The organism is Kordiimonas pumila (assembly GCF_015240255.1).
Lineage (GTDB): Bacteria > Pseudomonadota > Alphaproteobacteria > Sphingomonadales > Kordiimonadaceae > Kordiimonas > Kordiimonas pumila.
Genome location: NZ_CP061205.1, coordinates 3660908 through 3686226, shown reverse-complemented (window position 1 = coordinate 3686226; position 25319 = coordinate 3660908). Strand labels below are relative to the sequence as shown.

22 protein-coding genes and 1 tRNA gene are annotated in these 25319 nt (G+C 47.5%); 9 read left to right on the top strand and 14 right to left on the bottom strand.

Translation table 11 applies throughout. The annotated features are described in order from the left end of the window. Positions 1 to 117 precede the first annotated feature (117 nt). From typA to speD, 3 genes are all read right to left on the bottom strand, one after another. Positions 118 to 1950 (bottom strand): translational GTPase TypA, encoded by a 1833-nt coding sequence (gene typA / locus ICL80_RS16365; RefSeq protein ID WP_194213794.1) that lies wholly within the window; start codon positions 1948 to 1950, stop codon positions 118 to 120. A 211-nt stretch (positions 1951 to 2161) separates the two neighbouring features. Beyond that, on the bottom strand, positions 2162 to 3043 hold the full coding sequence (locus ICL80_RS16360; protein WP_194213793.1) for a spermine/spermidine synthase domain-containing protein: 882 nt from the start codon (positions 3041 to 3043) through the stop codon (positions 2162 to 2164). After that, positions 3040 to 3465, bottom strand: a complete 426-nt coding sequence (gene speD / locus ICL80_RS16355) for an adenosylmethionine decarboxylase (protein WP_194213792.1) — start codon at positions 3463 to 3465, stop codon at positions 3040 to 3042. Before speD ends, ICL80_RS16360 begins: the two co-directional genes overlap by 4 nt. A gap of 296 nt (positions 3466 to 3761) precedes the next feature. On the opposite strand from speD, the gene ICL80_RS16350 reads away from it, so the two are divergent. Beyond that, on the top strand, positions 3762 to 4373 hold the full coding sequence (locus ICL80_RS16350) for a hypothetical protein (protein WP_194213791.1): 612 nt from the start codon (positions 3762 to 3764) through the stop codon (positions 4371 to 4373). Here the strand turns inward: ICL80_RS16350 and ICL80_RS16345 are convergent. The 3 genes from ICL80_RS16345 to ICL80_RS16335 form a co-directional block, all read right to left on the bottom strand. Next, the gene (locus ICL80_RS16345; protein ID WP_194213790.1) at positions 4348 to 5439 is read right to left on the bottom strand and encodes a glycosyltransferase family 4 protein; all 1092 of its coding nucleotides are present in this window, start codon (positions 5437 to 5439) and stop codon (positions 4348 to 4350) included. The two genes, ICL80_RS16350 and ICL80_RS16345, sit on opposite strands and share 26 nt — an antisense overlap. Positions 5440 to 5511: 72 nt before the next feature. Next, entirely contained in the window at positions 5512 to 6561 is a 1050-nt protein-coding gene (locus ICL80_RS16340) for a UDP-2,3-diacylglucosamine diphosphatase (RefSeq protein WP_228073620.1), read from the bottom strand. Between the two features lie 479 nt (positions 6562 to 7040). Further along, positions 7041 to 7937, bottom strand: coding sequence for an N-formylglutamate amidohydrolase (locus ICL80_RS16335; protein WP_194213789.1), 897 nt, complete (start codon positions 7935 to 7937; stop codon positions 7041 to 7043). Positions 7938 to 8087: 150 nt separating this feature from the next. Between ICL80_RS16335 and ICL80_RS16330 the strand changes: the two genes are divergently transcribed. After that, positions 8088 to 8163 (top strand) — tRNA-Val (locus ICL80_RS16330). A 161-nt stretch (positions 8164 to 8324) separates the two neighbouring features. On the opposite strand, the gene ICL80_RS16325 is transcribed toward ICL80_RS16330, so the two are convergent. The 3 genes from ICL80_RS16325 to ICL80_RS16315 all read right to left on the bottom strand — a co-directional run bounded on the left by ICL80_RS16325 (position 8325) and on the right by ICL80_RS16315 (position 10792). Then, a complete protein-coding gene (locus ICL80_RS16325) occupies positions 8325 to 9020 on the bottom strand; it encodes a hypothetical protein (RefSeq protein WP_194213788.1) in 696 nt (231 codons plus the stop codon). 100 nt (positions 9021 to 9120) lie between these two features. Beyond that, positions 9121 to 10200 carry a FecR family protein gene (locus ICL80_RS16320; protein WP_194213787.1) on the bottom strand — a complete coding sequence of 360 codons (1080 nt, stop codon included), beginning with the start codon at positions 10198 to 10200 and terminating at the stop codon, positions 9121 to 9123. 16 nt (positions 10201 to 10216) lie between these two features. Beyond that, positions 10217 to 10792, bottom strand: coding sequence for an RNA polymerase sigma factor (locus ICL80_RS16315; protein ID WP_194213786.1), 576 nt, complete (start codon positions 10790 to 10792; stop codon positions 10217 to 10219). Between the two features lie 334 nt (positions 10793 to 11126). Between ICL80_RS16315 and ICL80_RS16310 the strand changes: the two genes are divergently transcribed. Next, positions 11127 to 13658 (top strand): TonB-dependent receptor domain-containing protein, encoded by a 2532-nt coding sequence (locus ICL80_RS16310; RefSeq protein ID WP_194213785.1) that lies wholly within the window; start codon positions 11127 to 11129, stop codon positions 13656 to 13658. Positions 13659 to 13745: 87 nt separating this feature from the next. Further along, complete coding sequence (locus tag ICL80_RS16305; RefSeq protein ID WP_194213784.1) at positions 13746 to 14765, top strand: alpha/beta fold hydrolase; 1020 nt, start codon at positions 13746 to 13748, stop codon at positions 14763 to 14765. A 54-nt stretch (positions 14766 to 14819) separates the two neighbouring features. On the opposite strand, the gene ICL80_RS16300 is transcribed toward ICL80_RS16305, so the two are convergent. From ICL80_RS16300 to ICL80_RS16290, 3 genes are all read right to left on the bottom strand, one after another. Then, a complete protein-coding gene (locus ICL80_RS16300; protein ID WP_194213783.1) occupies positions 14820 to 16205 on the bottom strand; it encodes an MFS transporter in 1386 nt (461 codons plus the stop codon). Positions 16206 to 16349: 144 nt separating this feature from the next. Further along, on the bottom strand, positions 16350 to 16844 hold the full coding sequence (locus ICL80_RS16295; protein ID WP_194213782.1) for a RidA family protein: 495 nt from the start codon (positions 16842 to 16844) through the stop codon (positions 16350 to 16352). Positions 16845 to 16877: 33 nt separating this feature from the next. Beyond that, the gene (locus tag ICL80_RS16290) at positions 16878 to 17687 is read right to left on the bottom strand and encodes an IclR family transcriptional regulator (protein ID WP_194213781.1); all 810 of its coding nucleotides are present in this window, start codon (positions 17685 to 17687) and stop codon (positions 16878 to 16880) included. Between the two features lie 131 nt (positions 17688 to 17818). Here ICL80_RS16290 and ICL80_RS16285 point away from each other — a divergent pair, with 131 nt between their 5' ends. Then, the gene (locus tag ICL80_RS16285) at positions 17819 to 19102 is read left to right on the top strand and encodes an aromatic ring-hydroxylating dioxygenase subunit alpha (protein WP_194213780.1); all 1284 of its coding nucleotides are present in this window, start codon (positions 17819 to 17821) and stop codon (positions 19100 to 19102) included. Here ICL80_RS16285 and ICL80_RS16280 read toward each other — a convergent pair. Continuing rightward, positions 19099 to 19551, bottom strand: a complete 453-nt coding sequence (locus tag ICL80_RS16280) for a MarR family winged helix-turn-helix transcriptional regulator (RefSeq protein ID WP_194213779.1) — start codon at positions 19549 to 19551, stop codon at positions 19099 to 19101. The genes ICL80_RS16285 and ICL80_RS16280 overlap by 4 nt on opposite strands. A gap of 163 nt (positions 19552 to 19714) precedes the next feature. On the opposite strand from ICL80_RS16280, the gene ICL80_RS16275 reads away from it, so the two are divergent. The 3 genes from ICL80_RS16275 to ICL80_RS16265 all read left to right on the top strand — a co-directional run bounded on the left by ICL80_RS16275 (position 19715) and on the right by ICL80_RS16265 (position 23154). Beyond that, positions 19715 to 20677, top strand: a complete 963-nt coding sequence (locus ICL80_RS16275; protein ID WP_194213778.1) for a fumarylacetoacetate hydrolase family protein — start codon at positions 19715 to 19717, stop codon at positions 20675 to 20677. Positions 20678 to 20739: 62 nt separating this feature from the next. After that, the gene (locus ICL80_RS16270; RefSeq protein WP_194213777.1) at positions 20740 to 21726 is read left to right on the top strand and encodes an amidohydrolase family protein; all 987 of its coding nucleotides are present in this window, start codon (positions 20740 to 20742) and stop codon (positions 21724 to 21726) included. A gap of 18 nt (positions 21727 to 21744) precedes the next feature. After that, complete coding sequence (locus tag ICL80_RS16265; RefSeq protein ID WP_194213776.1) at positions 21745 to 23154, top strand: aldehyde dehydrogenase family protein; 1410 nt, start codon at positions 21745 to 21747, stop codon at positions 23152 to 23154. 5 nt (positions 23155 to 23159) lie between these two features. Here ICL80_RS16265 and ICL80_RS16260 read toward each other — a convergent pair whose 3' ends face one another. Further along, complete coding sequence (locus ICL80_RS16260; RefSeq protein WP_194213775.1) at positions 23160 to 24137, bottom strand: fumarylacetoacetate hydrolase family protein; 978 nt, start codon at positions 24135 to 24137, stop codon at positions 23160 to 23162. Positions 24138 to 24223: 86 nt separating this feature from the next. On the opposite strand from ICL80_RS16260, the gene ICL80_RS16255 reads away from it, so the two are divergent. Beyond that, positions 24224 to 25249, top strand: coding sequence for a DODA-type extradiol aromatic ring-opening family dioxygenase (locus ICL80_RS16255; RefSeq protein ID WP_194213774.1), 1026 nt, complete (start codon positions 24224 to 24226; stop codon positions 25247 to 25249). Positions 25250 to 25319 lie beyond the last annotated feature (70 nt).

The window sequence follows — 25319 nt, the reverse complement described above, 5'->3', positions numbered from 1 at the left end:
TGTCTGTCTAATATAAGACGTTTTATCTACTTTTACAATATACCAAAAATTACGTCATAAAAAAGGCGCCACCGGATAAGCCGTGGCGCCTTTGCGGTAAACCGCTTTTGGTAGGTTTTATTCTGCTGCTTTGGCGTTTTTCTTACGCTCGTGTGGTAAGAGGTAGCGTTTGCGCAAGCGAATGCTTTGTGGTGTTACCTCAACCAGCTCGTCGTCGTTAATGTAGGCAAGAGCTTCCTCAAGAGGCAAAATCTTCGGCGTGGTCATTTTGATAGCATCGTCCTTGCCACTGGCGCGCATGTTTGTAAGCTGTTTGGCTTTCTGCACGTTTACGTCAAGATCGTTATCGCGGCTATGCTCGCCGATAATCATGCCTTCATACACTTCGTCGCCGTGGTTGATCATGATAGTACCGCGTTCCTGTAAATAGAACAGCGCATACTGAACGGCCTTGCCGCCAGCTGTGGCGATCAGCACACCGCGCTGACGTGCACGGATTGGGCCTTTGTAGGCGTCGTAGCGGTCATAGGCGCGGGCCATAATACCGGTACCGCGTGTGTCTGTCAGGAATTCACCATGATAACCAATAAGGCCGCGGGCAGGGGCATCAAACGTCAGGCGTACTTTACCACCACCTGATGGTACCATACCTTTAAGTTCAGCCTTGCGCTGCGACATTTTCTCTACCACGTTGCCTTGGTATTCTTCGTCCACATCGATCTGTACAGTTTCGTATGGTTCAAGACGCTTGCCGTTATCGTCATTTTTGAACAGTACGCGTGGGCGAGAGATTGCAAGCTCAAAGCCTTCGCGGCGCATAGTTTCAATAAGGACACCAAGTTGCAGCTCGCCGCGGCCAGCTACTTCGAAAGCGTCTTTGCTTTCAGATTCTGTAACTTCGATCGCAACGTTACCTTCGGCTTCGCGCATTAAGCGGTCGCGGATAACCCGGCTTGTTACATGCTTGCCTTCGCGGCCAGCAAGTGGGCTGTCATTTACCATAAAGGTCATTGCGAGGGTTGGTGGGTCAACCGGAATAGCGTGCAGCGGTTCTGTAACTTCAGGAACAGAGATGGTGTCCGCCACGTTTGCAACTGTGAGGCCTGCGATCGCGACAATGTCACCTGCTTCTGCTTCTTCCACCGGTACGCGTTCAAGCCCCCTAAAAGCGAGCAGCTTTGAAATACGACCAGTTTCCAGAACGCCGCCGTCATGGGCAAGTGCGTGAATAGGGGTACCAATTTTTACCCGGCCTGTTTCAATACGCCCGGTCAGGATACGACCAACAAAGTTGTCGCGGTCAAGCAGGCTGATCAGCATGGAAAAAGGCTTGTCAGCGTTACCGTTTGTTACCACTTTTGGCGCAGGAACATGCTCGATAATTTTCTCAAACAGCGGGTGCAGGTTTTCGCGTGGCCCATCGAGTGTTTCGTCGCACCAACCATTACGGCCAGAGGCGTACATTACAGGGAAATCAAGCTGGTCTTCGTTTGCATCCAAGTTCACGAACAGGTCAAAACAGGCGTCTGTTGCTGCGTCTGGATCACCGTCTGATTTATCAACTTTGTTTACAACCACAATTGGGCACAAGCCAAGGGCGAGGGCCTTCATGGTTACAAATTTGGTTTGCGGCATAGGGCCTTCTGCGGCATCAACCAGCAGGACCACACCATCAACCATGGAAAGAATACGTTCCACCTCACCGCCGAAATCGGCGTGGCCTGGTGTATCAACAATATTAACGCGCGTGTCGCCCCACATAACAGACGTACATTTCGCGAGAATAGTAATGCCGCGTTCTTTTTCCAGATCGCCGCTATCCATCGCACGTTCTTCCATGCGCTGGTTTTCGCGTAGCATACCAGACTGTTTGAAAAGGTTATCCACAAGTGTTGTCTTACCGTGGTCAACGTGCGCGATAATCGCGATATTGCGTATTTTTTTTGTCATTTTACATTCCTGGGGGGCGGCGCTCTTTTACCGGCGCACTTCGCGCATGGACTCTGGGGAGTATCTATGCACACCATCTGTTACAAAATTATAAAAGGGGCCTCACCTATATGGGCCCCAGCATTTGCGCGCCTTATACGCGGGAAATGGCAATTAGGCAAGAAGGAAAGAGTTCTTGCCTTGAAACCTAGTTTTCAGCGTGGAAGCAGGCCTATAGCCCAAGCCATTCTTTTTGCCAGCGGGGCAGTACAAAAGCGGCGCTGTGCATCTCTGGGCTATACTGCTTGCCTTCATAGTTACGCACTGGTTGCTTTAGAGAAACACCGTCGCGGCTGTATAGGTAAAAGCCAAAATCAGCGCCAGGGTATACAGGCACTTTGCCGCGGTATACTTCCATATGAGGTAGCATCTTGGTACGACGCATCACATTTACAAGGTTTTCGCCGTGGTCGCTGTCTTCTTGTAGGAACTGACCGCCACTGGTGGACAGGAAAATACTATCTGAATCGATAATCACACCTGTGTCTGATACCAGCTTCACAAGTTCACGGCAGAAATCCTCCGTGAACAGGCAAGCAGAAGGACCAACCGGTTCTGTGAGGTCCAGCAGGATCAGGTCATATTTTTTACCCTCAGCCACATACCGGGCAACAACATCCGCCGCGTTTTCAATATGCAGGGTAACACGTGGGTCGTTATAGTTGCCGTTCACGCCCAGATATTCATTTGAAAGCGCGATAACGCGTTCGTCAATTTCCACCATGGTCACGTCGGTTACAAAATCATGCACAAGCGCTTCTCTTAGTGCGCCGCCGTCACCGCCGCCCAGAATAAGGACAGATGTGTTAGTGCGCTCGCGGCCTAAAAGCGGCACGTGCAGTGCCATCTCGTGATAGATAAATTCGTCAGCCTGACTTGCCTGCACATAGCCATCTAGCACTAGAAGGCGACCATAGGCTTTATGGTCTAAAATCTCAATCAATTGATAGGGGCTTTGCTCGCGGTGTAGCAGGGTTACCTCAAGTGAGAGTGCGGCGCCTATATCTTCAGACCGTTCACGCCACCACGAAGGGGCTGCAGGTTTCTGGCTCATAAGTTTTTACCCCGTAAAAGTTCAGTAACGACAAGATTTTTTGGCTTAAAGGCAGCTTCCAGAATGTCGGCGCAGACCTCAGGTTTTGTGGCCCCACACATAAAGACATCAAAAGCAGCATAATCGCTCTCAGGCCACGTGTGCACAGAAATATGGCTTTCCGCCAGCACAGCCACACCGCTCACACCGTTTGGTTCAAACGGGTGCAGGTGCATATGCAGCAGAGTTGCCTTTGATGCGGTGATACATGCGCGCAGGGTTTCTTCAATGTGCGGCAACTCGTTAAGGCGCGATGCGCCGTACAGGTCAATAATCAGATGCGTTCCTGCATAACGAATACCGTCGCGGACCACAAAATAGTCTTTTACAGTGTCGTTTTCGTTCAAGGTAGTTGCAACCGGTGTGCTGATGTCCTTGGGCACGCGCCTGTCTCCGTCTTATATAGTCTATTCTATAGTGTTGCGAAGCCCCTATCAGGCACTCGCACATAAGGCAAGTGACATTGTTATATATGCGTGTCCACTTGATAGCGACGCCTGATCTGAAAATGGTTGCGTTGATACAGGTGCTGACTAAAATGGCGAAGAAAATATATTGATTGGGGGACTTATGGAAAAAGATGCGGTCATAAAAAGTACAGTAAAGTTTATTTGGAAACAGAAATTTCCAATACTTTAAGAGTGCAATCATTCCATCATTTATATGTGCCCTAGCAATTGTGGGTTTCATTATTGCTGGCATTGATGACACGCAAGGCAAGGGCTTAATTTCTATACTGTTCGTGTGGATTGCAGCATCATGGAATATATATAAGTGGCAGGTTGCCCTTTTATCACCAGATGCAAGCAAGGGTGGCTCTGATTATAAAGTCATCATGAAATATTTTTCACTTTCCATCTTGGTACTTACTATATTGCGAGGCTTATTTTACCTTTCAGGAGTTTTGGAAGAATTGACCAGCTCAATGGCTGCGGTATTTATGCTTTTTGTTCTTTTTTTGGTGCTGTACGGGGCTTTATTTGTTGTTCTGTTGAGTTTTCCAGCGATGATAGCGGGATACAAAAGTTTTGTGTATGTCCCCAGGGGCAGAGATGTTTTTGGTATTTTATACGTTAGCGCACTGGGGGGATTTGGGAGCTGCACTGCTATTGCAATACCATTGTTTCCAATTTCACTCATTTCTGTGGTTTTTGACTTTTGGTTCGTGTCTGCCTTTATAGATAGTTTTATAATCATTTCGATTATGACGACAGGATCATTACTATTCGCGAGATTGTTCTCTGAGCTTGAGCTAGATTATAAACTTAACCCTCAACCTGAAGGGCGCTGAGGAACTGTTCGGCCACTGCTTGCCAGTTATACAGTTTTGCAAATTCGGCGCAGTCGGTACGCTCAAGGGTTAGGGCATCCTGAATGGCAACCTCAAGATTATTATTCAGCGCGGCTATTTGCTTTTTCCAGCCTTTAAACGGCCCTTTGCCCCTGTCTCCCAGTACATCAACCGGCCCCTGCACGGGGTAGGCTGCAACCGGTACGCCAGCTGCAAGCGCCTCAATCATCACAAGGCCAAAGGTGTCTGTTTTTGACGGGAAGACAAACACATCAGCAACTGCATAGGCAGCCGCGAGTTCAGCCCCTGATTTAGCGCCCCAAAACTGCACATCAGGAAATTTTGCCTTTAGTTTTGTCATTACGGGGCCTTCGCCCACGACCACTTTGGTACCAGGTACCTTACAGCCAAGGAAAGCCTCGATATTTTTTTCAACGGCCACGCGGCCTACATAAAGCTGTACCGGGCGCTTTAGGGTGCAGTCTGCATACGCTGCGGGCATGGGGTGGAACTGGGCACTGTCAACACCGCGGGTCCAAGGTACAATGTTTTTAAAGCCATGATCTGTCAACATCTGTCTGACAGTGGGGGTCGCGACAAGCACGCCGCTACTGGCACTGTGAAATTTGCGGAACAGTGGGTAAAACCAGCTTGCAGGCAGTGGTGTGCGCGCTGCAATATATTCTGGAAATGCCGTATGGTAGGCAGTGGTGAATGACCTGCCACTTTTTATGCACCAGCGGCGCGCAGCCCAGCCCAGCGGTCCTTCTGTCGCAATGTGAACCGCGTCTATATGCCAGTTTGCCATGATCTCGGACACACGTTTACGGGTGCCAAGGGCTAGCCTAATTTCCGGGTAGGTGGGGCAAGGCATGGTTTTAAACATGGCCGGTGTTAGCATGTGTACTGTATGACCCATGGTCTCCAGTTCACTACGCAGGGTATCTAAGGTGCGTACCACACCGTTCACCTGTGGGTGCCAAGCGTCTGTTACAATGCAAATGGCAAGTGATTTTGCCAAAGCTGCCGTGGTTTTTGCCGCGGGTGCAGTGCTGGTATCTGGCATATTTTTGTCTCTATACGTTTATAAAGGCATAGCCGTAGCTGTAACGCATGCCTTTTATTATAGGGGTTCAGCTTATTCTGCTGCTATGGGTACGGGGCCGTTTTTGCGTGGCTTTTTACGGGCATTTTCTTTTAGAGCACGGCGGGCGTTTCTGCGGGCAACAATTTCGGCCCAGTACAGAATCTCAAACTCGCCGTTGTCATGCTCTACCAGTGCAGTGCAGCTTTCGACCCAGTCGCCGTCATTCATATATTCAATATCGTCAAACATGCGGCGCTCGGCCTGGTGAATATGCCCACAAATTACACCGTCTACACCGCGGCGGCGCGCTTCTGCGGCCACGGCTTCTTCGAATTTGCCGATATATTCAACCGCGTTCTTTACCTTGTGTTTCAGGTAAGCAGAAAGTGACCAGTAATCATATCCAAGCAGGCGGCGCATTTTATTCACTGCGGTGTTCAGGCGTAGCAGGAATACATAGGCATAATCCCCTACATGGGCGAGCCATTTGGCATATTTCACAACACCGTCGAACTGATCCCCGTGCAGTACCCAGTAGCGCTTGCCGTTTGCGCCCTCAAATACCACCTCAGGTTCCAGCGAAACGCCAGCTAGGTCATGACCCTCAAAACCACGCAGGCCTTCATCGTGGTTGCCGGGGATGTAGGTTACCTTGGTGCCGTGTTTTGCCATTTTTAGCACCCGGCGGATTACATCGTTATGGGTTGTATCCCAAAACCATGAGCGCTTGATCTGCCAACCATCAACAATGTCACCAACCAGATATAACTGTTCGCATGAAATAGACTTTAGAAAGTCCAGTAAAAGATCAACCCTTGCAGCGCGGGTGCCAAGGTGGGTGTCAGATATAAAAACAGCGCGGTAGTGACGCGCGCCTTTTTTCCTTGTTGTGATTTCCTCGTCTTCCGCAGGCGGAGCATCACCCGGCGGCTCAAGCCCCGCTGCAGCCAGTAGTGGTATAATACTGGAGGTCATGGTTGTGGCAGGCTCAGTCGCGGCAGGTGCCTCGTTAAAATTAGGCTGCACCGCTGAAAAGCCAGAAAAACTACCAAAGCTGGTTTTGTTTTTCGATTTCTTCTTTAAAGAAAAAGGCTTGGTCATACACATATCCTTTATCGCTTGTGGCTTTAATAAAGGAAAGGGGTGACAGATCAGTGTCGATCATGTGACATTTTTTTGAAACTTGACGTTACACGCATGAGTCGAGAGGTTTTGGGGCAAAAAGTGCAGTATTTGGTGAGTGCGACTCAAAATAAAAAAAGAATTTTCAGAAATCTGAAAATAAATATCTTTTAAATTCAAGGGGATAGTGTTTGTTAACTAATTGTCAAGAAAGTTTATTGTAAGCTTCACTTGGAATTTGGTTCCAGACGTATTACATTACTTAGTAGCGGTTAACTCCGCGGATGCCCCGAGTGGGCGTTTCCTCCCTGAGCCTGGGCCACGCTTCGTGCGTGGCTCTTTTTTTTGTCTGCTATTTTTATATGTTCAGACAAGAGGCCGTTTTCTCCCGCAAGAAAGACTATATCAATATTCCATAAAAATTAGATAAAGAATAACGCACATTTTTTGGCCTCTAGCTATTCAGCAGCCTTCGCCTGTTGCATATTTGCCATAGTTATAGGGTTGCGCAGGGTCTCTATAACCAGTTTGGCACATATTTTACCGAGGGCAGTTTTAACAGCATCAAAGGCAGGAAGTGGGCTGTAGGTCTCTTCATCCATATAAAGGGCGCGGTTAATCTCAATTTGCAGGGCATGTACGCCAGTTTCGGGTTTGCCATAGTTTTCTGTTGTATAACCGCCGGAATAGGGCACATTACGCCGTACCTTTAAGCCAGTCTCAGAAAATAACTGCTCTGCAAGGCTTGTGAAATCTCGCATGCAGGATTTGCCCCAACAGTCACCGAGTATAATGTCAGGCTCTGCTCTTTTGCTTTTCAGGTGGCTACCGGAGGGCATGGAATGGCAATCAACCAGAAATACATTGGGAAACTGTGCGCGTTTCGCGGCCAATAGCTGCGCCAGCTTTTGGTGGTATGCTGCATGAACAGTAGTGATGCGCTTTTCTGCCTCGCGTGCAGGGAGGGGAGCCGCATAAATTGGCATGCCTTCAGCAATAAGGCGCGGAATAACGCCAAGACCCGCTTGCACCCTGTAGCTAGTATCGTGGTTTTGTGAGGCAAGTGGCGGTGTGAACATTTCTGTATCGAGTTCATAAGCCGCTCGGTTCAGGTCAAGATATGATCTGGCGTGGGTTGCAACCAGCATCGTAACACCGTGGGCAGGCATATCTGCCATCAGGGTATCCACGAAGGCGTCCTCAGCAAGCCTGAGATCAGTTTTTGAAAGTCTCGATCGCTTCATAAAGTCAGGCGGGTAAAACCGTCCACTGTGCGGTACAGAAAACAAAAAAGGCGTTTCAGGCCCGCGCGGCGCGCGGTGCACAAAAGGTGGGGGTGCTTCCGTTGTTTCCATCCTGTAACGCTAGCCTGTTTTATCGCGGCTGTCACCTGCTTTGCAAACGTGTGCTATTCTGCACATAAAACCTCTTGCGTGTGCCACCTGCGGCGTTTATATGGTGGCACATAGCAGCCTCATTAGATGTGCTGTTCTGCAAATGGTCCTGGTCGGTTAGCTCAGTTGGTAGAGCGTTTCGTTGACATCGAAGAGGTCGCTGGTTCGAGCCCAGTACCGACCACCATTTAAACCATATTGCGCTTCTCTATCAAGATTACCTGTTTCATAAACATGCACTGAAAAGCGCCCTAAAGTATAAATATGTATGACCGAAGCTGCCTTCGCTACCGTAATATCATCTACCATAGCAATAGCACCATCACGGGCCACGGCTTTAATCATTCTTTAGTTTTGTGGGCAGGCAAAGCGCAGATCGTGCGTTCTTGTAATCTTGTTGAAGGCTTCTATCTTGTTTTGCAGGCAGTAGTTGTTCGCAAGGTTTTGAATGATTTTGATATTGTCTGCGTCATTTGTGCCATACAGGCTTTTATCAAGTGCTAGAAATTCTATTAAGGCTTTTTCCTCATTCTCAAGGGCACCAGTTAAGCCATACAAAGAATAAAGCTGCTTTAGATAGTGGTGGCGTTTGATGTCGGCATAAGGGGCTGTGCCCAAGGTCGTGATAGCCTCGCGCAAAAGCGGAATAGCGCGCTCATATGCCTCTTTTGATATCAGTGATTTATATAAGAGGTTTCTGCTTACATACGTTGTTGTGTGGGCAACGCCTAAATGCTGTTTTGATAATGTATATGCTTTTTCAAGCCTTGGTTCTATTTCGTCTAGGCGGTTTGCTTTTTCGTAGTAACTGTTCAGGTTTTTAAGGGTATTGAGATAATGCTCAGGCGCTTCGCTTTTGAGCGCTTCGTTCGCGGTGAGAGCTTTTTCTCCGTATTTGATGGCGAGCGACCACTTGCCCTGTTTTGCTGCTTTGGCGGCTTTTTCTTCCAGCTTTACCTTCTTGTGGTCAGTCCAGTCAGTGCTTGCGGCAGTTACCACATGGCTTAGCAACAGCACTATGAACATCATATATAGCAAACGCATGGTAGGGTGGTGTCTCACCTGATTTTATCTATATGCCCTGTAATGAAGTAACAACTATGGTGCCCTAACACAGTCTTGATAGCAAGGGGCCCGCGTATGGCTACATACTGGTGCTTTGCAGCATATCCTCCTCTTTGCTTTTATAGCTGATGATGATCACGCTACTGCGCTCTATCACACTCACTGGGAAGTTAACTTCTAACCCTTTCAGAAAAGAGGTGACATTCTGTGTGTTAATGGATCCGCCAATCAAAATACTACTTGCTTGGTCGCTCGCAATAATAATTTCTTTGTTCACATAATATTGTACTTCTTGCACAACAGCACTCAGTTCTTTGCTTTTGAAATGCAGCATGCCCCTGCGCCAAGACGTTTGATGCATCAGTTCTTCTGGGCTGAGATTACTTGTTCGTACACCTGCGGGATCTGTTGTCAATGTGCCACCTACTGCGAGCGAAACAGGCATGGACTGGCTTTGCGCGCTGAGCGTGGGTACTGGCGTATTTTTCTTAACTTCAACAATGCCTTCTGTGACCATAATGTTGGTAATGTCATTGCGGTGTTTAATGTTAAATTCAGTACCAACGGCCCGAACAGTTTCGTCACCTACAACTACAAGAAATGGGCGACTTTTATCTTTTGCTACATCAAAATATGCCTCGCCTTTTTCAAGTAATATACGGCGTTCATTGGCAGCGAGCGCGACAGATAAACGTGTGTCAGTATTCAGTGTAATGACAGAACCATCTTTCAGCATAATGGTACGGCTTTCGCCAACAGCTGTTTCATATATGGATGACATGGGGCCAGTTTGAAGCAGAGTTGTGACTATAACCGCAATCGCCAAAAATGATGCAGCGATTGCCCCCATCCAGCCATAAGATAGTCGGGGCTTCTTAGTGGGTTTCGGTGCTGTTTTATCAGTATTGTTGACCATATGGGACAGATCTGGTGCCAAAGCGCTGAGCAAGTCCTCCCCGTGCAGGTTAGAGAGGCCTTTCAGGATATTTGCAGCGCGCATTGTCTCGAGGTATGCCAACTGGAATGTTTCATCAGATGCTAGCCGGTGCTCAAGCATTTCCTGTGCTTCAGCCGTCATGTCACCGGCTTCTTCCCGCGCAAGCCATTTGCTAGCCTCTGCCAGAGCATCATCGTATGTATGGTGGGTTATGTTTGTCATTGCTACTGTCCGTGAATTACGATCTGAGTCGGCTGCGATGTTCGGCTAAGCTGGTGACATTGTCCCCTGTGGCTTGATCGTCGTGTGAAGTATAGTCAACCATAAATTTGGTGCAGGCAAGTAAGCCTTTCGCCACATGGTTTTCAACTGTGCGTGGTGAAATACCCATTTTTTCCCCCACTTCTTTGTAACTAAAGCGGTACACCCGGTTCAGGATAAATGCTTTTTGTGCCCTTGGGGGCAGGGTGCGAATAGCCTTTATGACCAGTTGAAGCTCGTTTCTGGCCTCTATCCGTGTATCTTCAGAAGGGCGCTCATGAGCATGGATAAGTTCGTCAAATTCAACCGTGCTGTGACGCCGGTGGTTTGATTGCTGCCTTAAGTGATTGAGCGAATGGTTTCTGGCGGCTGCGAATAAATAGGCTCTTGGGTTATCTATGTGTTTTTCCTGGTACGCCTGATACGCTTTGATGAATACTTCGTGCATGATGTCTTCCGCTACCGAATAATTACCAACGTATCGGGCAATGAAGTTTTGCACTTCAGGGCCGTACTTGCGGTATTGTTTTTCAAATAGCGTATCTGTTTTCATTTTGTGCTCAATCAGGCCACCATTTGTAGCCTATTTACCATGAGGTATAATTCACCACCACTTTAACACTGTGCAGAAAAAAATCCCCTACTGCGGTTGTGATCATTTTTAAAATATTTGAAAATGGTGTTTTTTTTAAAAAAAGGTAGGGGATTTTTGGTGTCCTTGTGTTTTTAGGTCGGGTTCTGATGGAGTATAGGCGATAGAAATTGGCACTTGCTGATCTTCGGCGCTGCGTCATAGGTGTAATCATACACAATAAGTTAGAATAAGACGTGAAGCGGATAACCAGATTGCGGAACCTCAGAGGAAATAAAACACAGGGGATAACCATATGTTTGGTTTGAAAAATTCTACAGCAGCACTCGCGCTTATGGCCGTATCAACCATGTCATCCTACGCACAGGATGCGCGCGTTTATACAATTGACATAAAGGCACAAAGCCTCACCGAGGCGCTTACAGAACTGTCGGAGATCACACAAATACAGCTTCTTTATGCGCCAGAGCAGGTTTCTGACATAACCGCGGGGGGCGTGTCTGGTAATCTGGATTCAATCACAGCGCTTGGCCAGCTTTTAAAGAATACCAACCTGAAGTTTCAGAAGGTGGATGAGACCACATATGTGATTGTGCCAAAATCTGAAAAGGGTGCTTCGTACCAGAAAACATCAGCGGGCTATCGCACCATTTCATACGGGGAAAACTATAAGGCTAATCTTGCTGTCGCCAATGAAGATGAAATGGCAGAGAACGCTGGAGGTTTCGTTCTTGAGGATATTGTTGTAACAGCCAACCGGCGCGCACAAAACCTGCAAGATGTGCCCCTTGCCATTTCTGTTGCAAACCCAGATGATTTTAAAAATAAGGGCTTAGTGTCCCTGAGCGATATTTTGGCTTACACACCGGGCCTTAGCACGAATAACGAGGGCTTGCCCCCGGGCCTTGGCACGCTGACGGCGCGTGGTGTTGGGCAGTTTTCCCATTCCCCTGTTGTGGGTGTTTATATGGATGATGTGCCAGTTAACAGTAATCTGAGCACCGAATTTTTCATTGATGCGTCTTTACAGGATGTGGAGCGTGTGGAACTTCTTAAGGGTCCGCAAGGTACGCTTTACGGCTCCACTTCTCTTGGTGGTGCCGTGAAATATATTCTGCGCAAACCAGAGCTGGAGCAGTTTAGGGGGGATGCCTCAGCTAATTTGTCGACCACGAAGGACGGTGGCACAAACCAATTATATAGCGCCCGTGTCAGCACGCCTATTGTGAGCAGCAAGCTGGGTATAACTCTATCTGGTTTTTATCAGGATGATGGCGGCCTTTATGATTTCATTGACCTAGCAACAGGTGATGTAATCAAGGAAAACGGCGATAACTACGAAAGATATGGGTATTCAGCCGATGTGCTGTGGATGCTGACAGACAGCCTTGAAGTACGCTTGAATTATACGCACCAGTCGACAGAGTGGGCTGGGCCTGGGATGTCTCAACTTGATGCGGACTATAATGCTATTTATGGTGATTTCAGAACAACCGGCAACCCGGACGATGTGCAAAACATTAAAACTGACCTATATAGTGGCACGATCAATTATAATTTTGACTGGGCAACACTGACGTCTGTTACGGCATACCTGAAAAGCCCCAAGCTGTTTCTTGTAGACCAAAACAGCGCTGGCGTTCTCGCTTTTATTAACAGCCTTGATGGCCACCCAACAGGTACGGATACAGGTTTCCCTACTGAAACAACAACCGGCTATAAAAAGTTTGTGCAGGAACTGCGCCTAACCTCAGAAACTACAGGCAATTGGGAATGGCTCTTTGGCCTTTATTACACCGACGAGGAAGCGCCAACACGCGCACTGGGTATTAGCGCACCGTCTGATTGGGTGGTGTTTGATACCAATACGGTGGATTCCTATAAGGAATATGCAGTCTTTGGTAATATCAAATATTATTTCACGCCAGACATTGACCTAACGATTGGAGGCCGACTAAGCCGCCAGAATGTTGGCATTGATACAACTGTTACGGGTCACCCGGCGCTGGTGGGTGCTGGCGGTGTTTCTAATGTGGAAATTAAAGACACTGCAGACACATGGTCTTTTGCATTTAGCTACCGCCCAAGCGAGGCTTTGTCTCTTTATGCGCGGGCAGCAAGTGGCTTCCGCCCAGCGCGCACAAACCCACCGGGGGCACCAATTACGTCACCTGATGTGAAGTCTGATAGCTTGTGGAGCTATGAAGTTGGTGCAAAGGGGTATGTTGCAAACGGGCTTATCTCGTATGATGCCGCTGTTTGGTACATCAACTGGAACAAGTTTCAGACCTTGGTGCCCATTTTTGGTGCGAACTACATTGGTAATGCAGAGAGCGGCGTAACGGCAAAAGGCTTTGAAGGCACAGTAACAGTCAAGCCATTTGAAGGGTTTTCTGTGCTTTCAACACTGGCATACACCGATAGCAAGCTAGATAATGATGAGCCTGTTATTTTTGGCCTTAAAGACCAGCGTGTGCCGGGCCTTGCTAAGTGGACTGCGTCCATGAATGCGCGCTATGACTTTGCCTTCAGTGGTGACATGATGGCTCATGTGGGCGGTGGATTCCGTTACTCAAGTGCGGCTGCTGGTAGTTTTGATGATGGTAGTGCACTGTCACCGTCCTTTAATTTTCCTGCGGAAAGTTACGTTCTCGCTGATGTGAATGCGGGAATTACGTTTGGTGAAAAATACGCTGTGAATTTCTATGCCACGAACCTTTTCAATAACCTTGTTTATACTAACACATCTTATGAAAAGATTTTTGGCGCCCTTGGCGTGCCTGCGCGTCCTCGTACCCTTGGTATGGTATTGTCAGTTGATTTTTAAGCTGCCGTAGGTTTGGTGCCCTGCATGTATATGCGGGGCACTTCTTTTATAGGTGATGTTGTAGAACCCTCGGGAAGGGGCTGACCCATGAAAAAATTATTTAAAATACTGGCTGTGACCATCATAACGCTGTCGGCAGCGCCGCTCTTAGTGGGCCTCATCCTTAAAAGCTTTAATGACGAAGTACCACCCCCTGGGCAAATGGTTGATGTGGGTGGTTATAAGCTTCACATACACTGTACAGGCGCAGACACTGGTTTGCCCACCGTTGTTATTGAAACGGGCTCAGGTGAGGCGTTGCCGCTTTTTTACTGGATCCAAAAAGGCGTTTCAGCAACAACAAAGGTCTGCTCATATGACCGTGCGGGCCTTGGCTGGAGCGAGGAGAGCGGTTTGCCGCGTGATTCAAAAACAGTGAACGAAGCTCTTCATACTTTATTAAATAAAGCGGGTATTAAGCGGCCTTTTGTGTTTGTGGGGCATTCCATCGCGGGCCTTTACAACCGTGATTATATTGAGCGTTATCCGGGTGAAGTATCTGGTCTTGTGCTCCTTGATCCAAGCCACCCAAGGCAGGGAGAGGTGCTGAATATTGATAACAAGAAGTTTTATCCGGCGCTGGCGAACCAGATACATACGCTGCAGTCTATGATAAAATGGGGCATTACGGAACTGTATAACCCTACGGAAGCCGGGCGGGACTATAATCTAATCCTTGAATACCCTGCAGAAATACAGCGACAGTTAGCTTATATAAGTAAGCGCGTTACCACCTATGATGCCTTCCTTGCTGAATTTCGTGATTTTGATTTAGCCGCTTTGCAAGCGGACCGTAACAAGACGCTTGGTGACATACCTTTTACACTTATAAGTGCGGGAACAGCGCAAAATGCAGAAGATTGGCCCGAAGAGCTTGATTCTGAGACTATAACTCAAAAACTAATGTCGCTTCACACAGAAATGGAAGGGCTATCCACAAATAGCAAGCGCGCTATTATCAAAGAAGCGGATCATATGAGCCTGATCCTAAACAGGACCTATGCTGAGCAAACAATCCCTTACATTCTTGAAGTTATCTTGGGGGCAGAGACACCTCTTGCGTATTAGAAAGCGATCATTTGGGGGATGGAAGATGAAATAACCACGCTGAAGGCGCAGGCTTTATTCTCTGATCCAAAGCCTGCTTGCGCTACAAAGCCCAGCAAGAACTGTGAGAGTTATGGGAAGAAGGATTGCTTCTTTGCCTATTCCCATGCTGTTTGCAAGAAGGGCTGCAGCAAGAGACGCGCCAAAAGTTTGACCGCTTAGGCGTGTTGTAGCAATAAGGCCGCCCACCGGTGCTACACGCTCTGGCGGTGCATTACCAATAATGAGCCGGGCGTTAGGGGCTAAAAACATGCTAAATCCACCGCCGCAGAAGGCAAGTCTCCATGCTATATCAGTTTTTAGTGGGTCAACCGGCAGGGTATAAAGGGCGGCTAATCCCAAAACAGCAACTGCTGTTCCAAGGGTGCCCAATATTGCAGGGTTAAACCGATCCGACAATATGCCTGCCAGGGGGGCTGCAATAACGGCTGTAAGGGGCCATGCCGCTAAAATTGTTCCTATTTCACCAGGATTAAAAGCATAGCGCTTTTCCAGCATAAAAGGAATAAGCACGATGAGCATCATGCTGGCTGTGAAGGCAAGAAAGGCCCCTGATATTGAAAAAGAAAACAAAGGCTTGCTAAGCAGGTCGACCGGCAAAATTGGGTTTTCTGCTTTGTTTTGTAACCGTACAAACATAACGGCGCTTGTAATGCCACTGAGCGCCAGAATGATAGCTAAAGCTTTGGATTCACTATGAACGGCTATCTCTAGCCCAGCAATAAGCAGGCCAAAAGTAAGCGCACTGTGCAAGGCACTTATTGTATCATAGGGAATGTCTCTGCGCTTAGGTGGGGGTAAAAACCGCGACAGTATTAAGCCGAGAACTGCAAACGGTGCAGATACAGCAAAAATAAGCGGCCAATCCGCAATACTTAAGATATAGCCACCAAGTGTAGGTGCCAAAGCAGAGGAACTTGCAACAATAACACTGTTTAGGGCCATGCCGCGCCCGAGCATGGCTTTGGGGTATATAGGCCGCAGCAGGGCGGCAGACACACTCATGACAGCAGCGGCACCAATAGATTGCAGTACCCTGAGGAAGAGCAGCATAGGAAGGTTGTTCACAAACACGCAGAGACCTGTCCCAAGGGCAAAAATAGCAAGGCCACTGCGGTACATTTTTCGGTAGCCAATACGCTCTGCCATGGCCGAGAGAGGGAGAAGACACATCACCAGCATTAGTTGATAGATGGTAACAATAAAGACGGCTTCAGATTCTTTTACATTAAGGTCGCGTGCAATAGTGGGAAGAGCGACCGAGGCAATAGAACTATCTATCACCACCAAAGAGGTACCAAAACACAGTGTTAGAATAGCAAAATAGCGTTGAGGCAGTGGCATGCCATCTGTAAGAAAAGCTTTGGTAGCTTGCTGATTATTGTTATTGGCCTTCGCCATAACTATTCTGCTTTGCTGTCATGTTGGTTTAGATCGTAGTCAAAAGTTGGGCTGTTATCAGGTTAGGTGCTTTGGTTCTGTAAGCTTAAATTTAATAGGCTGTTAACAGAAAAGACTGGGCCAGTAGTTGTTATTTAAACTCGCTCAAAATTTAGTTGGTGTATCTTCTTTCGGATGAAGCTCAAAAATTGCTTCAATTTCTACGCTAATATCAAATGGTAAAACGGCAACCCCCACGGAGGTGCGTGTGTGTTTGCCTTTCTCACCAAAAACATCAACAATTAAACGCGATGCGCCGCTTATAACTTTTGACTGGTCTGTAAAGCTTGGGGTGCTAGCGACAAAGCCGCCGAGCTTTAAACAGCTTGCAATTCTGCTAGCGTCATCACCAACTGCTTCCCGTAACCATGAAAGGATGTTAAGGGCGCTTAGTTTTGCAGCTTCAATACCGTCTTCTAATGAGATATCTTTACCAAGTTTTCCAATGTAAGGCCTTTTGCCCTCGAACTGGGCTACCATGCCTGAAATATAAACCAAATTCCCTGTTACGCGGTATAAAATGAAGTCTGTATTAGCATAGTGCACTTTGGGTAGTGTGTAGCCTTTTGCGGCGGCCAGCGACGTAATAGTTTCTTTCATTATAGGCACCTTTAACGCGGGTAAATCTCGATATCAGAGACTGGGGAACTTGATGTGCGACTTCAAAAGTCTGGAGCATTCCTCAGCAGTTGTAAGCAGGCTTTTTAACAGATGCTCAGGTGGTTTATCACTAAGCTCTTCGCTTGGCAGCACAAGCGTAATTGTACCCGCAAGGCCCTCATGCTGATTAAAAACAGGTGCTGCAATTGCGCCGTAGCCAACATTATATTTATTTTTATCCCAGCTATAATAGGTTTGCTGTATTTCGGAAATTCGCTGGTTAAAGTGTGTTTCGTTTTCTACACGGAAATCTTGCTCCCGTTGCTTCAGGTGAATCAGCATGCTTTGGCGTTGTTCTCGAGGTAAAAAAGCATAGCAAATACAAGCGCTTGGGGAGTACGGTAGGCTTAAAACCAGCCCAATTTTAACCTCTATGCGAATAGCGGTATTTGAGGGCAAACATTTGGTAACAATAGCTTCGCCGCCAGCGGGTGCGCACAGCAATACAGTTTTGTTTGTTTGCTGATTAAGGTCTTGGAGGGGTCCTTCAAAAATTTTTGTAAGATCAAGGTGGGTAGAAGCAATTTGACCCCAGCGCATTACGCGCCAGCCCAACTGGTAGCCGCGCGCACCGGGTACGCGCCCAATAAGGCCTAACGATTCAAGGTTTGCCAAGTGCCTTGAAGCACGGGACTTAGTCATGTTTAGTGCATCGGCAACTTTTTGCACACCGACGGTTTCACCACTTTCTGCCAGAAAATCAATTATATCAGAAGCAGTGGCAACGGTTTCTATTTTTGCCGGTGCTAACTGGGGTGCGCGGCGGCGTGGGTCCCTGTTCATGGTGCTTTAATCCGCTTAATAGTTTCGTTATATGCAACTTTTATATTGATTTGTTGCGTTATGTAAACATTTTTTTTACCTAGCAAGGGCAAGAACTGGTTTTGATACGTGCTAAGGAGTTTTTATAAGCGATGGTTAGTGCCGCACAAAATGAACGGTTTACGAAGGTTGGGCCTAATACCCCGATGGGGAATATGTTGCGGCGCTATTGGCACCCTATTGCAGCGGTTGCCGAGCTTGAGGAAAACCCTATTAAGGCTGTGCGCTTACTGTGCGAAGACTTGGTGCTTTTTAAAAGTGGTAAAGGTGAATACGGTATTGTTGACAGGCAGTGCCCACACCGGCGTGCGGATATGCTTTACGGCATTGTTGAAGAAGATGGCTTGCGCTGTAGCTATCATGGCTGGTGCTACGGCCCTACCGGCAAGTGTATTGAGCAACCCTATGAGGATATAGCTAATCCAAAAGCTCGCTTCCGGGATAAAATTACGATCAAGTCATATAAGGTTGAAGAAAAAGCTGGAATGCTTTGGATCTATATGGGGCCGGACCCTGCGCCGCTAGTGCCAAACTGGGAGCCGTTTACATGGGGTAATGGTTTCAGGCAGGTGGTGTTTGCGGATATTCCGTGCAACTGGTTCCAGTGTCAGGAAAACAGCTGTGACCCCGTTCATTTTGAATGGATGCACAGGAACTGGTCCTCTCGGTTGTCAGGAAGCGGTGAATATGGGCCTACTCATCTGGAGCTTAAGTTTGAAGAATTTGAGTATGGCCACATCTATCGGCGTGTGCGGGAAGATACTGATAAAAGCAATGAGCACTGGACAATTGGCGCAACGGCACTTTGGCCGCATGCTTTTTTTCTGGGTGATCATATTGAGTGGCGCATTCCTGTCGATGATGAGAACACCTTAAGTGTTACATGGATGTTTCACCGTGTGCCGGTAGACAGAGAGCCTTATGTGCAACAGCGGGTGCCTTACTGGAAGGGCCCGGTTAAGGATGGCGCGGGCCGCTGGATTACAAGCCACGTTATGAATCAGGATATTGTTGCATGGGTCGGGCAAGGTACAATTGCTGATCGTACCGAAGAGCATTTAGGTCAAAGTGACTTGGGCATTGTGATGATGCGTCGCTGTTATGAAAAAAACATGCAGCTTGTAAGCGATGGTCAAGACCCAAAAGGGTTGATCAGGGATTCTAAGAAAAATGCATGCGTTGAGCTTCCTATCAAGCACCGTGAACTATTTACGCAGTCTATGTCTCTTGATGAGAGCAGGGCGCTGGCCAAGGCTTTATCGTACCGCTTGAATGAGCCTGATTATCAGCATCAGGTGGGCCAGCCCGAGGAGATTAAACGGGAATACCAGATTGCAATGGGCATGATTGATGAAAATGCGTCAGAAACGATTTAGTCGAGAGCATTAAGATGACCTTGAATGCGAGCCAATACGTCTTTGAAAAGCTCAAGCTCTTCCGGGGTCATGATTTCGGCAATCAGGGCGTTTTCTTCCATGCGCATGGGCATGATTTCGTCGTGAATGCTAATACCTACTGCGCTCAGTTTGTATTCCATACTGCGTTTATCTTTTGGGTTTGGTGTGCCTTCAATAAGTCCTTTCTTTTCAAGGCTGGTAATAGCTCTGCTGATCAGGCCTTTGTCAGAAAAGGTTTGTTCGGAAATTGCTTTCACCGTGTTCATTTTGCCTGCAGCAATTTGTGCGAGTGCGCGCCATTCGGCGAGGGTCAGACCGTAGTTCTCATTAAAATACCTCGTGGAGCGGCGATTTATAAGTCTGGAAATAATACTCAACCGATAAGAGAGAAATTTTTCCATATCTGCCGTAGGGCGTTTCTTGTTCATAAATCTTTTGGCTCCGCTGTAGCTGGTTAGGAGATGCGTGGGTGAGGGCAAAAAACATGAATAAAGTTGATGAGTCAACAGAATACCGCTTGTGAAACTTCGGATTAGAAACGCGTCGTATGTGAAACGCGGCTCCTCCGGCCAAATGAGAAAGGATACTTTCGTGAAACTAGGAACCATTATGCTGGACGGACGTCCTACTGTAATTGCCAGAGTAACAGATGATACGGCAGTTGCTGTTCCCTATACATGGATGGAAGATTTGATCGAAGCAGGCTCTGCCGGCCTTGATTCAGCAGCAGAGGCTATTGTGAAAGCGAAAGCGGGCACGCTTCCTGTTATTGATCTTGCCGGAGCTGACTGGATGGCACCTAACCCCAAGCCTTCAAAAATTCTTGGGTGTGCAGTAAATAACAATAACCTGAACAGCAAAGCTTATAAGCCTATGACGGCGCCTATGTTTTTTATTAAAGGCCGGTCAGCACTTACTGGGCATAATAAAACAATTGATATTTTAAAGGATCACGGCCAGTCAATCCCAGAGCCAGAACCTGTTGTTATATTTGGCAAACGCGCGAAGAATGTAGCGCCAGAAGATGCTCTTGATTACGTGTTTGGCTACACTCTGACTAATGATGTAACAGCGAGCGGCGTTAAGTTTAGCCAAGATGCTATTGCTCTGAAGCAAACACCGGATCTGGTGAAGCCGCACCATACGGCATGGCGTGAAAAATTCGGCGATGATGATACATATTTATACTTTATCTATCATGCCAAATCCAAAGGAGCAGACACGTTTGCCTCTATGGGGCCGTGGATTACGACTAAGGACGAAGTGAAAGATCCAAATAAGCTGAAGGTCCGCGGATACATTGACGGTGAATGTTATACAGAAGATAGCACAGCTAACTATTTCTTTCCTGTAGAGCGCGTGATCTCTGAGGCGACCAAATGGTTCACTATGGAGCTGGGCGATTGCATTCATACAGGGACGGCTTCCAAAGGTACCGAAAAGCACCCGCGTGGGAATGTTGGTACATATCTGGGTCTATATGACGGCAAGCTCACTGATGTAGAAGTGGAAGGTCTTGGCCGGCTGTCTAACCGCGTGAATCTTGAGAAATAATATAAGTCGACACCCTGTTTCCTGTCTGGAAACAGGGTGTTCCTTTAGTGAGGAGTACTAGCATGTCTGTTATTGATGTCCATACCCATATGATTAGCCAGAAGTGGCTTGACCTTCTTTGTAAGCACGGCGCACCGAAGTATGAGGTGAAAAAAACGAAAGCAGGGCAGGATTCCATATTTATGTGGGGCGCTCCGTTTATGACCTTATTCCCGGAGATGCTGGATTTTGATTTACGCATTCAGAATATGGACAAAGCGGGAGTTGATCTTGCAGTCGTATCTTTGACCTGCCCAAGCGCTTATTGGGGTAGTGAAGATATCAGCGTTCAGGCTTCAACTGTCATGAATACAGTTATGGCAGAGCAGCAAGATAAATACCCTGAAAGGCTGCGCTGGTTTGCTACTCTCCCATGGCAGTATGCTGATAAGGCTGTTGAGACACTACATGCTGCCGTTAAAGCGGGTGCCGCAGGGGTATTTGTAACAGCAAATATTGATGAAAAAAGCCTTACTGCGCCAGAGTTCACTCCTATTTGGGATGCAATAGATGCATACGGTCTGCCTGTTCTTATTCACCCAACGGCGCCGCAGGGTGCCAGTAAAATGGAAATGCATGAGTACGGCCTGATACCGCCAGTTGGCTTTATGTTTGATACGACACTTGCGATTTCCCGAATGATATTTGATGGATTTTTTGATCGTTATAAAAAGCTTAATATTATCGCGGCACACGGTGGTGGTACTCTGCCGTATTTAGCTGGCAGGCTTGATCGCTGTCATGAAATGATCCCCGCATGCTCTGAAAAAATAAAGGATGCTCCGAGCACTTACTTACGGAAAATATATTATGATGCTGTCGTGTATGAAAAGGGTGCACTTGACTTGTGCATCGAGGTAGCAGGCGGCGCTGATCGTGTCATGTATGGGTCTGATTATCCGCACAATATTGGTGATATGGCGGGTTGCTTAGGGCGCGTTAATGCACTCGAGAAAAGCGTTGCAAGCAAAGTGAAGAGCGAAACAGCAGAGCGGTTGTTTGGCTTATAATGAAAGGGCATGAAAGCCATGATCCAGCATTCGTTTCTTATCGACGGCGAAAAAATACGCACTGAGGATAGCTTTGAAGTGATAAACCCCGCTACTGCTGAGGGTTTTGCAAGGTGTTCAGTTGCAACGTCAGAGCATTTAGATGCTGCTGTAAGCGCCGCCCGGGCAGCCTTTCCTGCATGGGCCGGAAAGTCAGTTCAAGACCGGGCTGCCATGATCGAAGCAATCGCAGATGCCGTTGAGCAAGAGAAGGATGATCTTGCTGTTCTTTTGTCTACAGAGCAGGGAAAACCAGTGCATACGGGTGCGGCGGGTGAAATTATGGGTGCGCTTAAATGGGCGCGCGCGACAGCTAAGTTACGCCCGTCCGTTGATGTTGTGCAGGATGATGAAGCGGTACGCATAGAGGTCCACCGTAAGCCGCTTGGGGTGGTTGGTTCTATCACGCCGTGGAATCACCCTGTGATGATTGCAGTATGGCACATAATGCCAGCTTTGCTTGCAGGAAACACTGTTATCATTAAGCCTTCGTCTTACACCCCCCTTAGCACACTGCGCCTCATAGAAATTGCAAATGGCATTTTACCAAAGGGCGTGTTGAATTCTGTTACAGGGGAAGGGGGCTTGGGGCGGATGATGTCTGGCCATGCGGGAATTGATAAAATTGTCTTCACGGGCTCCACCAATACTGGCCGTAATATTATGGCAAATGCCGCGTCTAACCTGAAACGGCTTACGCTGGAACTGGGCGGTAATGATGCTGCTATTGTGTTAGCTGATGCAGATACTGATAAAATTGCAGCTAAAATTTTTGCTAAGGCATTTGGAAATAGTGGCCAGACGTGTGCGGCACTAAAACGGCTTTATGTGCACGACAGCATTTACGATACGCTTTCTACAAAGCTTGCGGAAATGGCAATTGCAGCAAAAGTGGGTCCGGGTAATGACCCTGAAACTCAGTTTGGGCCTTTGCAAAACAAAGCACAGTTTGATTATGTCAAAGAACTGGTTGCTGATGCTGTCTCTAACGGTGCGCGGGTTCTGTCGGGGGGGCAAGCTCTTGATCGCGCCGGGTATTTCTATCCGCTGACTGTCGTCGTGGACGTGAGTGACGGTGTTCGTATTGTTGATGAAGAACAATTTGGGCCAGTTTTACCAATTGTTAGATTTATGGATGTTGACGACGCAGTCGCCTGCGCCAATGCTAATGAAAATGCACTAGGTGGTTCTATTTGGTCGGCTGACATAGAAAAAGCCCGCGTTCTTGCTTGTAGGCTTGAAAGTGGCACGGCATGGGTGAATGACCATGCAACTATTTCGCCGAATGCCCCATTTGGCGGAGCCAAGCAATCAGGGATTGGTGTAGAATTTGGTCTGTACGGACTGGAGGAATATATGCAACTCCAGACCGTACGGATTAGTAAATAACGATGTTAAGCTCGGCGCTCACCAATAGTGTTCTGGAGGATGCCGAGCTCTTCGATGTCAAGCTCAATACTATCACCAGGTGCAAGGTAACGTCCGGTTTCAAAGCCGCAACCATTTCCTGCAGTACCCGATCCAAACACATCGCCTGGGTAAAGCGTTTCATCACGGCTTACAAACGCAATACAGTCTTCAAAGCTATGTTGCATTCCAGAACTGTTACTGCTTCCTTGCGTTTCACCATTTATTCTTACGCTCATTGCAAGGTTGTAGGGGTTTGGCAGCTCGTCACGGGTAACAATCCAAGGGCCCATAGCATTGCCCGTATCAAAGTCTTTGCCTTTCGAGGGCCCCATGCGGAACTGCTGATCGCGGACTTGTTCGTCGCGTGCACTAAAATCATTATAGAGTGTGTATCCAAAAATATGGCTTGTTGCTTTCTCATGGCTAATGTTTTTGCCTTTTTTGCCAATGATGGCGGCAAATTCCAGTTCATAGTCCATCATGTTTGTAAAGTAGGGCCACTCGATCACGCTCTTATGGCCAGAACAGGTCATGCGGTTGCCCTTAAAGTAAAACGGGCGCTCGTACCAAATGGGTGGCAAGGCATAAGCACCACTTGCTTTGTAGCTTTGATACGCAGTTTCTGGATCGGGCTGGGATGCTGCGCGTGTACGCATGCTGGTTTCCAATGCTTGCAGACAGTGCAGTTCAAAATTAGCAAAATCTCTGATCGAATTGGGCACAGGCAGAGGCGGCAAAAAACGGATTTGGTCAAAGTTGTATGCATGTTCACCGCTGTTTTTAACAAGCAGGTTGTTGATAGCATCCAGCGCCTGATCTTCATGCTCAACGATAGACTGCATGGTAGCGAGCAGTGGCTGTTCGCTGGGTGTGGCTGCAGTAAACAGATCCAGCACCATAGATTTTTTTGTAACCGCACCGGTCCGTATCTGGCCATTAATTTCAAAAGTTACCAACTTCACAATCATTCCTTTCAGTGTCACCCACGGGTGTGTTGCCTTAGGAATAATTCATATAATTGATTAGTCAACTAATTAGGAGGGCTAAAATGGCCGAAATAGTACTTGGAATTGGATGTGCACACACACCGCAACTTCATACACTCGCAAAAGACTGGGATTTGAGGGCCGACCGTGATCGGCAGGATGGAATCCCGCTTTGGTTTAAGGGGGAAAAGCTAAAATACAAAGAGCTTGAAAAGATGCGGGAGGCTGAGAACCTGGGCGCATTGCTTGGCATGGAAACCAGAGAAGAGGCCTTGCGCAAAAGCTTTTTAGCTATGGACCGCCTGCATGAAATATTTGTCGAGGCTGCCCCGGATGTTGTGGTGATTATTGGTAATGACCAGCATGAAATTTTTTCAGGCATGATCCCAACATTTGCAGTCATTGCTTCAGAAACGATTGAAAATTTACCGCGCACGCCAGAGCAAAACAAACGCCTTCCTATTGGTATTGAACTTGCTGACCACGGGCATTTGCCGGCGGAACACACTGTGTACCCTGGTAACCGGGAACTCGGCCTTCACATAGCGGGCCATCTGGTAAAGGAAAGCGGTTTCGATGTAACCTTATGCCATGAAAAGCCAACAGTTAAAGGTGATCATTCCCTGCTTTATGGGATGCCCCATGCTTATGGTTTTTTATATAAAAATATTATGCGTGATCATGTTGTGCAACATGTACCTGTTGATGTGAATTGCTGGTATTATGAGAATAGTCCAACGGCAAGTAGGTGTTATGATTTTGGGGTTGCCGTGGCAAAAGCAATTCAAGCTTGGGATACAGATAAAAGGGTTGCCGTTCTCACCACAGGCGGGCTAACGCATTTTGTGGTTGATAAAGAGTGGGACCACATGTTTTTAGATGCAATGAAAAAGCATGATGCAGAAACGCTTAAGTCAATACCGCAAAAGGAATTGATGGCGGGTACATCTGAATGTAAAAGCTGGATAGCAACGTCTGCTGTTATGGATACTGTAGGCCTTGACATGACAGTAGTTGATTATCAGTGCCTGTACAGGACCGAAGGTGGCACGGGGTCTTCGTGTGCATTTACTTACTGGCAAGCTTAACGTTATTCTAGCGGCTTTTTTAGTCTGTAACGTATTATGATATTGCTTATCACTATTTGATCTTTATGCT

Coding starts and splice junctions, on each gene's coding strand:
- typA (WP_194213794.1), bottom strand. CDS start 1,950: ATGACAAAAAAAATACGCAATATCGCGATTATCGCGCACGTTGACCAC.
- ICL80_RS16360 (WP_194213793.1), bottom strand. CDS start 3,043: ATGAGCCAGAAACCTGCAGCCCCTTCGTGGTGGCGTGAACGGTCTGAA.
- ICL80_RS16345 (WP_194213790.1), bottom strand. CDS start 5,439: ATGCCAGATACCAGCACTGCACCCGCGGCAAAAACCACGGCAGCTTTG.
- ICL80_RS16340 (WP_228073620.1), bottom strand. CDS start 6,561: ATGACCAAGCCTTTTTCTTTAAAGAAGAAATCGAAAAACAAAACCAGC.
- ICL80_RS16335 (WP_194213789.1), bottom strand. CDS start 7,937: ATGGAAACAACGGAAGCACCCCCACCTTTTGTGCACCGCGCGCCGCGC.
- ICL80_RS16325 (WP_194213788.1), bottom strand. CDS start 9,020: ATGCGTTTGCTATATATGATGTTCATAGTGCTGTTGCTAAGCCATGTG.
- ICL80_RS16320 (WP_194213787.1), bottom strand. CDS start 10,200: ATGACAAACATAACCCACCATACATACGATGATGCTCTGGCAGAGGCT.
- ICL80_RS16315 (WP_194213786.1), bottom strand. CDS start 10,792: ATGAAAACAGATACGCTATTTGAAAAACAATACCGCAAGTACGGCCCT.
- ICL80_RS16310 (WP_194213785.1), top strand. CDS start 11,127: ATGTTTGGTTTGAAAAATTCTACAGCAGCACTCGCGCTTATGGCCGTA.
- ICL80_RS16305 (WP_194213784.1), top strand. CDS start 13,746: ATGAAAAAATTATTTAAAATACTGGCTGTGACCATCATAACGCTGTCG.
- ICL80_RS16300 (WP_194213783.1), bottom strand. CDS start 16,205: ATGGCGAAGGCCAATAACAATAATCAGCAAGCTACCAAAGCTTTTCTT.
- ICL80_RS16295 (WP_194213782.1), bottom strand. CDS start 16,844: ATGAAAGAAACTATTACGTCGCTGGCCGCCGCAAAAGGCTACACACTA.
- ICL80_RS16290 (WP_194213781.1), bottom strand. CDS start 17,687: ATGAACAGGGACCCACGCCGCCGCGCACCCCAGTTAGCACCGGCAAAA.
- ICL80_RS16285 (WP_194213780.1), top strand. CDS start 17,819: ATGGTTAGTGCCGCACAAAATGAACGGTTTACGAAGGTTGGGCCTAAT.
- ICL80_RS16280 (WP_194213779.1), bottom strand. CDS start 19,551: ATGAACAAGAAACGCCCTACGGCAGATATGGAAAAATTTCTCTCTTAT.
- ICL80_RS16270 (WP_194213777.1), top strand. CDS start 20,740: ATGTCTGTTATTGATGTCCATACCCATATGATTAGCCAGAAGTGGCTT.
- ICL80_RS16265 (WP_194213776.1), top strand. CDS start 21,745: ATGATCCAGCATTCGTTTCTTATCGACGGCGAAAAAATACGCACTGAG.
- ICL80_RS16255 (WP_194213774.1), top strand. CDS start 24,224: ATGGCCGAAATAGTACTTGGAATTGGATGTGCACACACACCGCAACTT.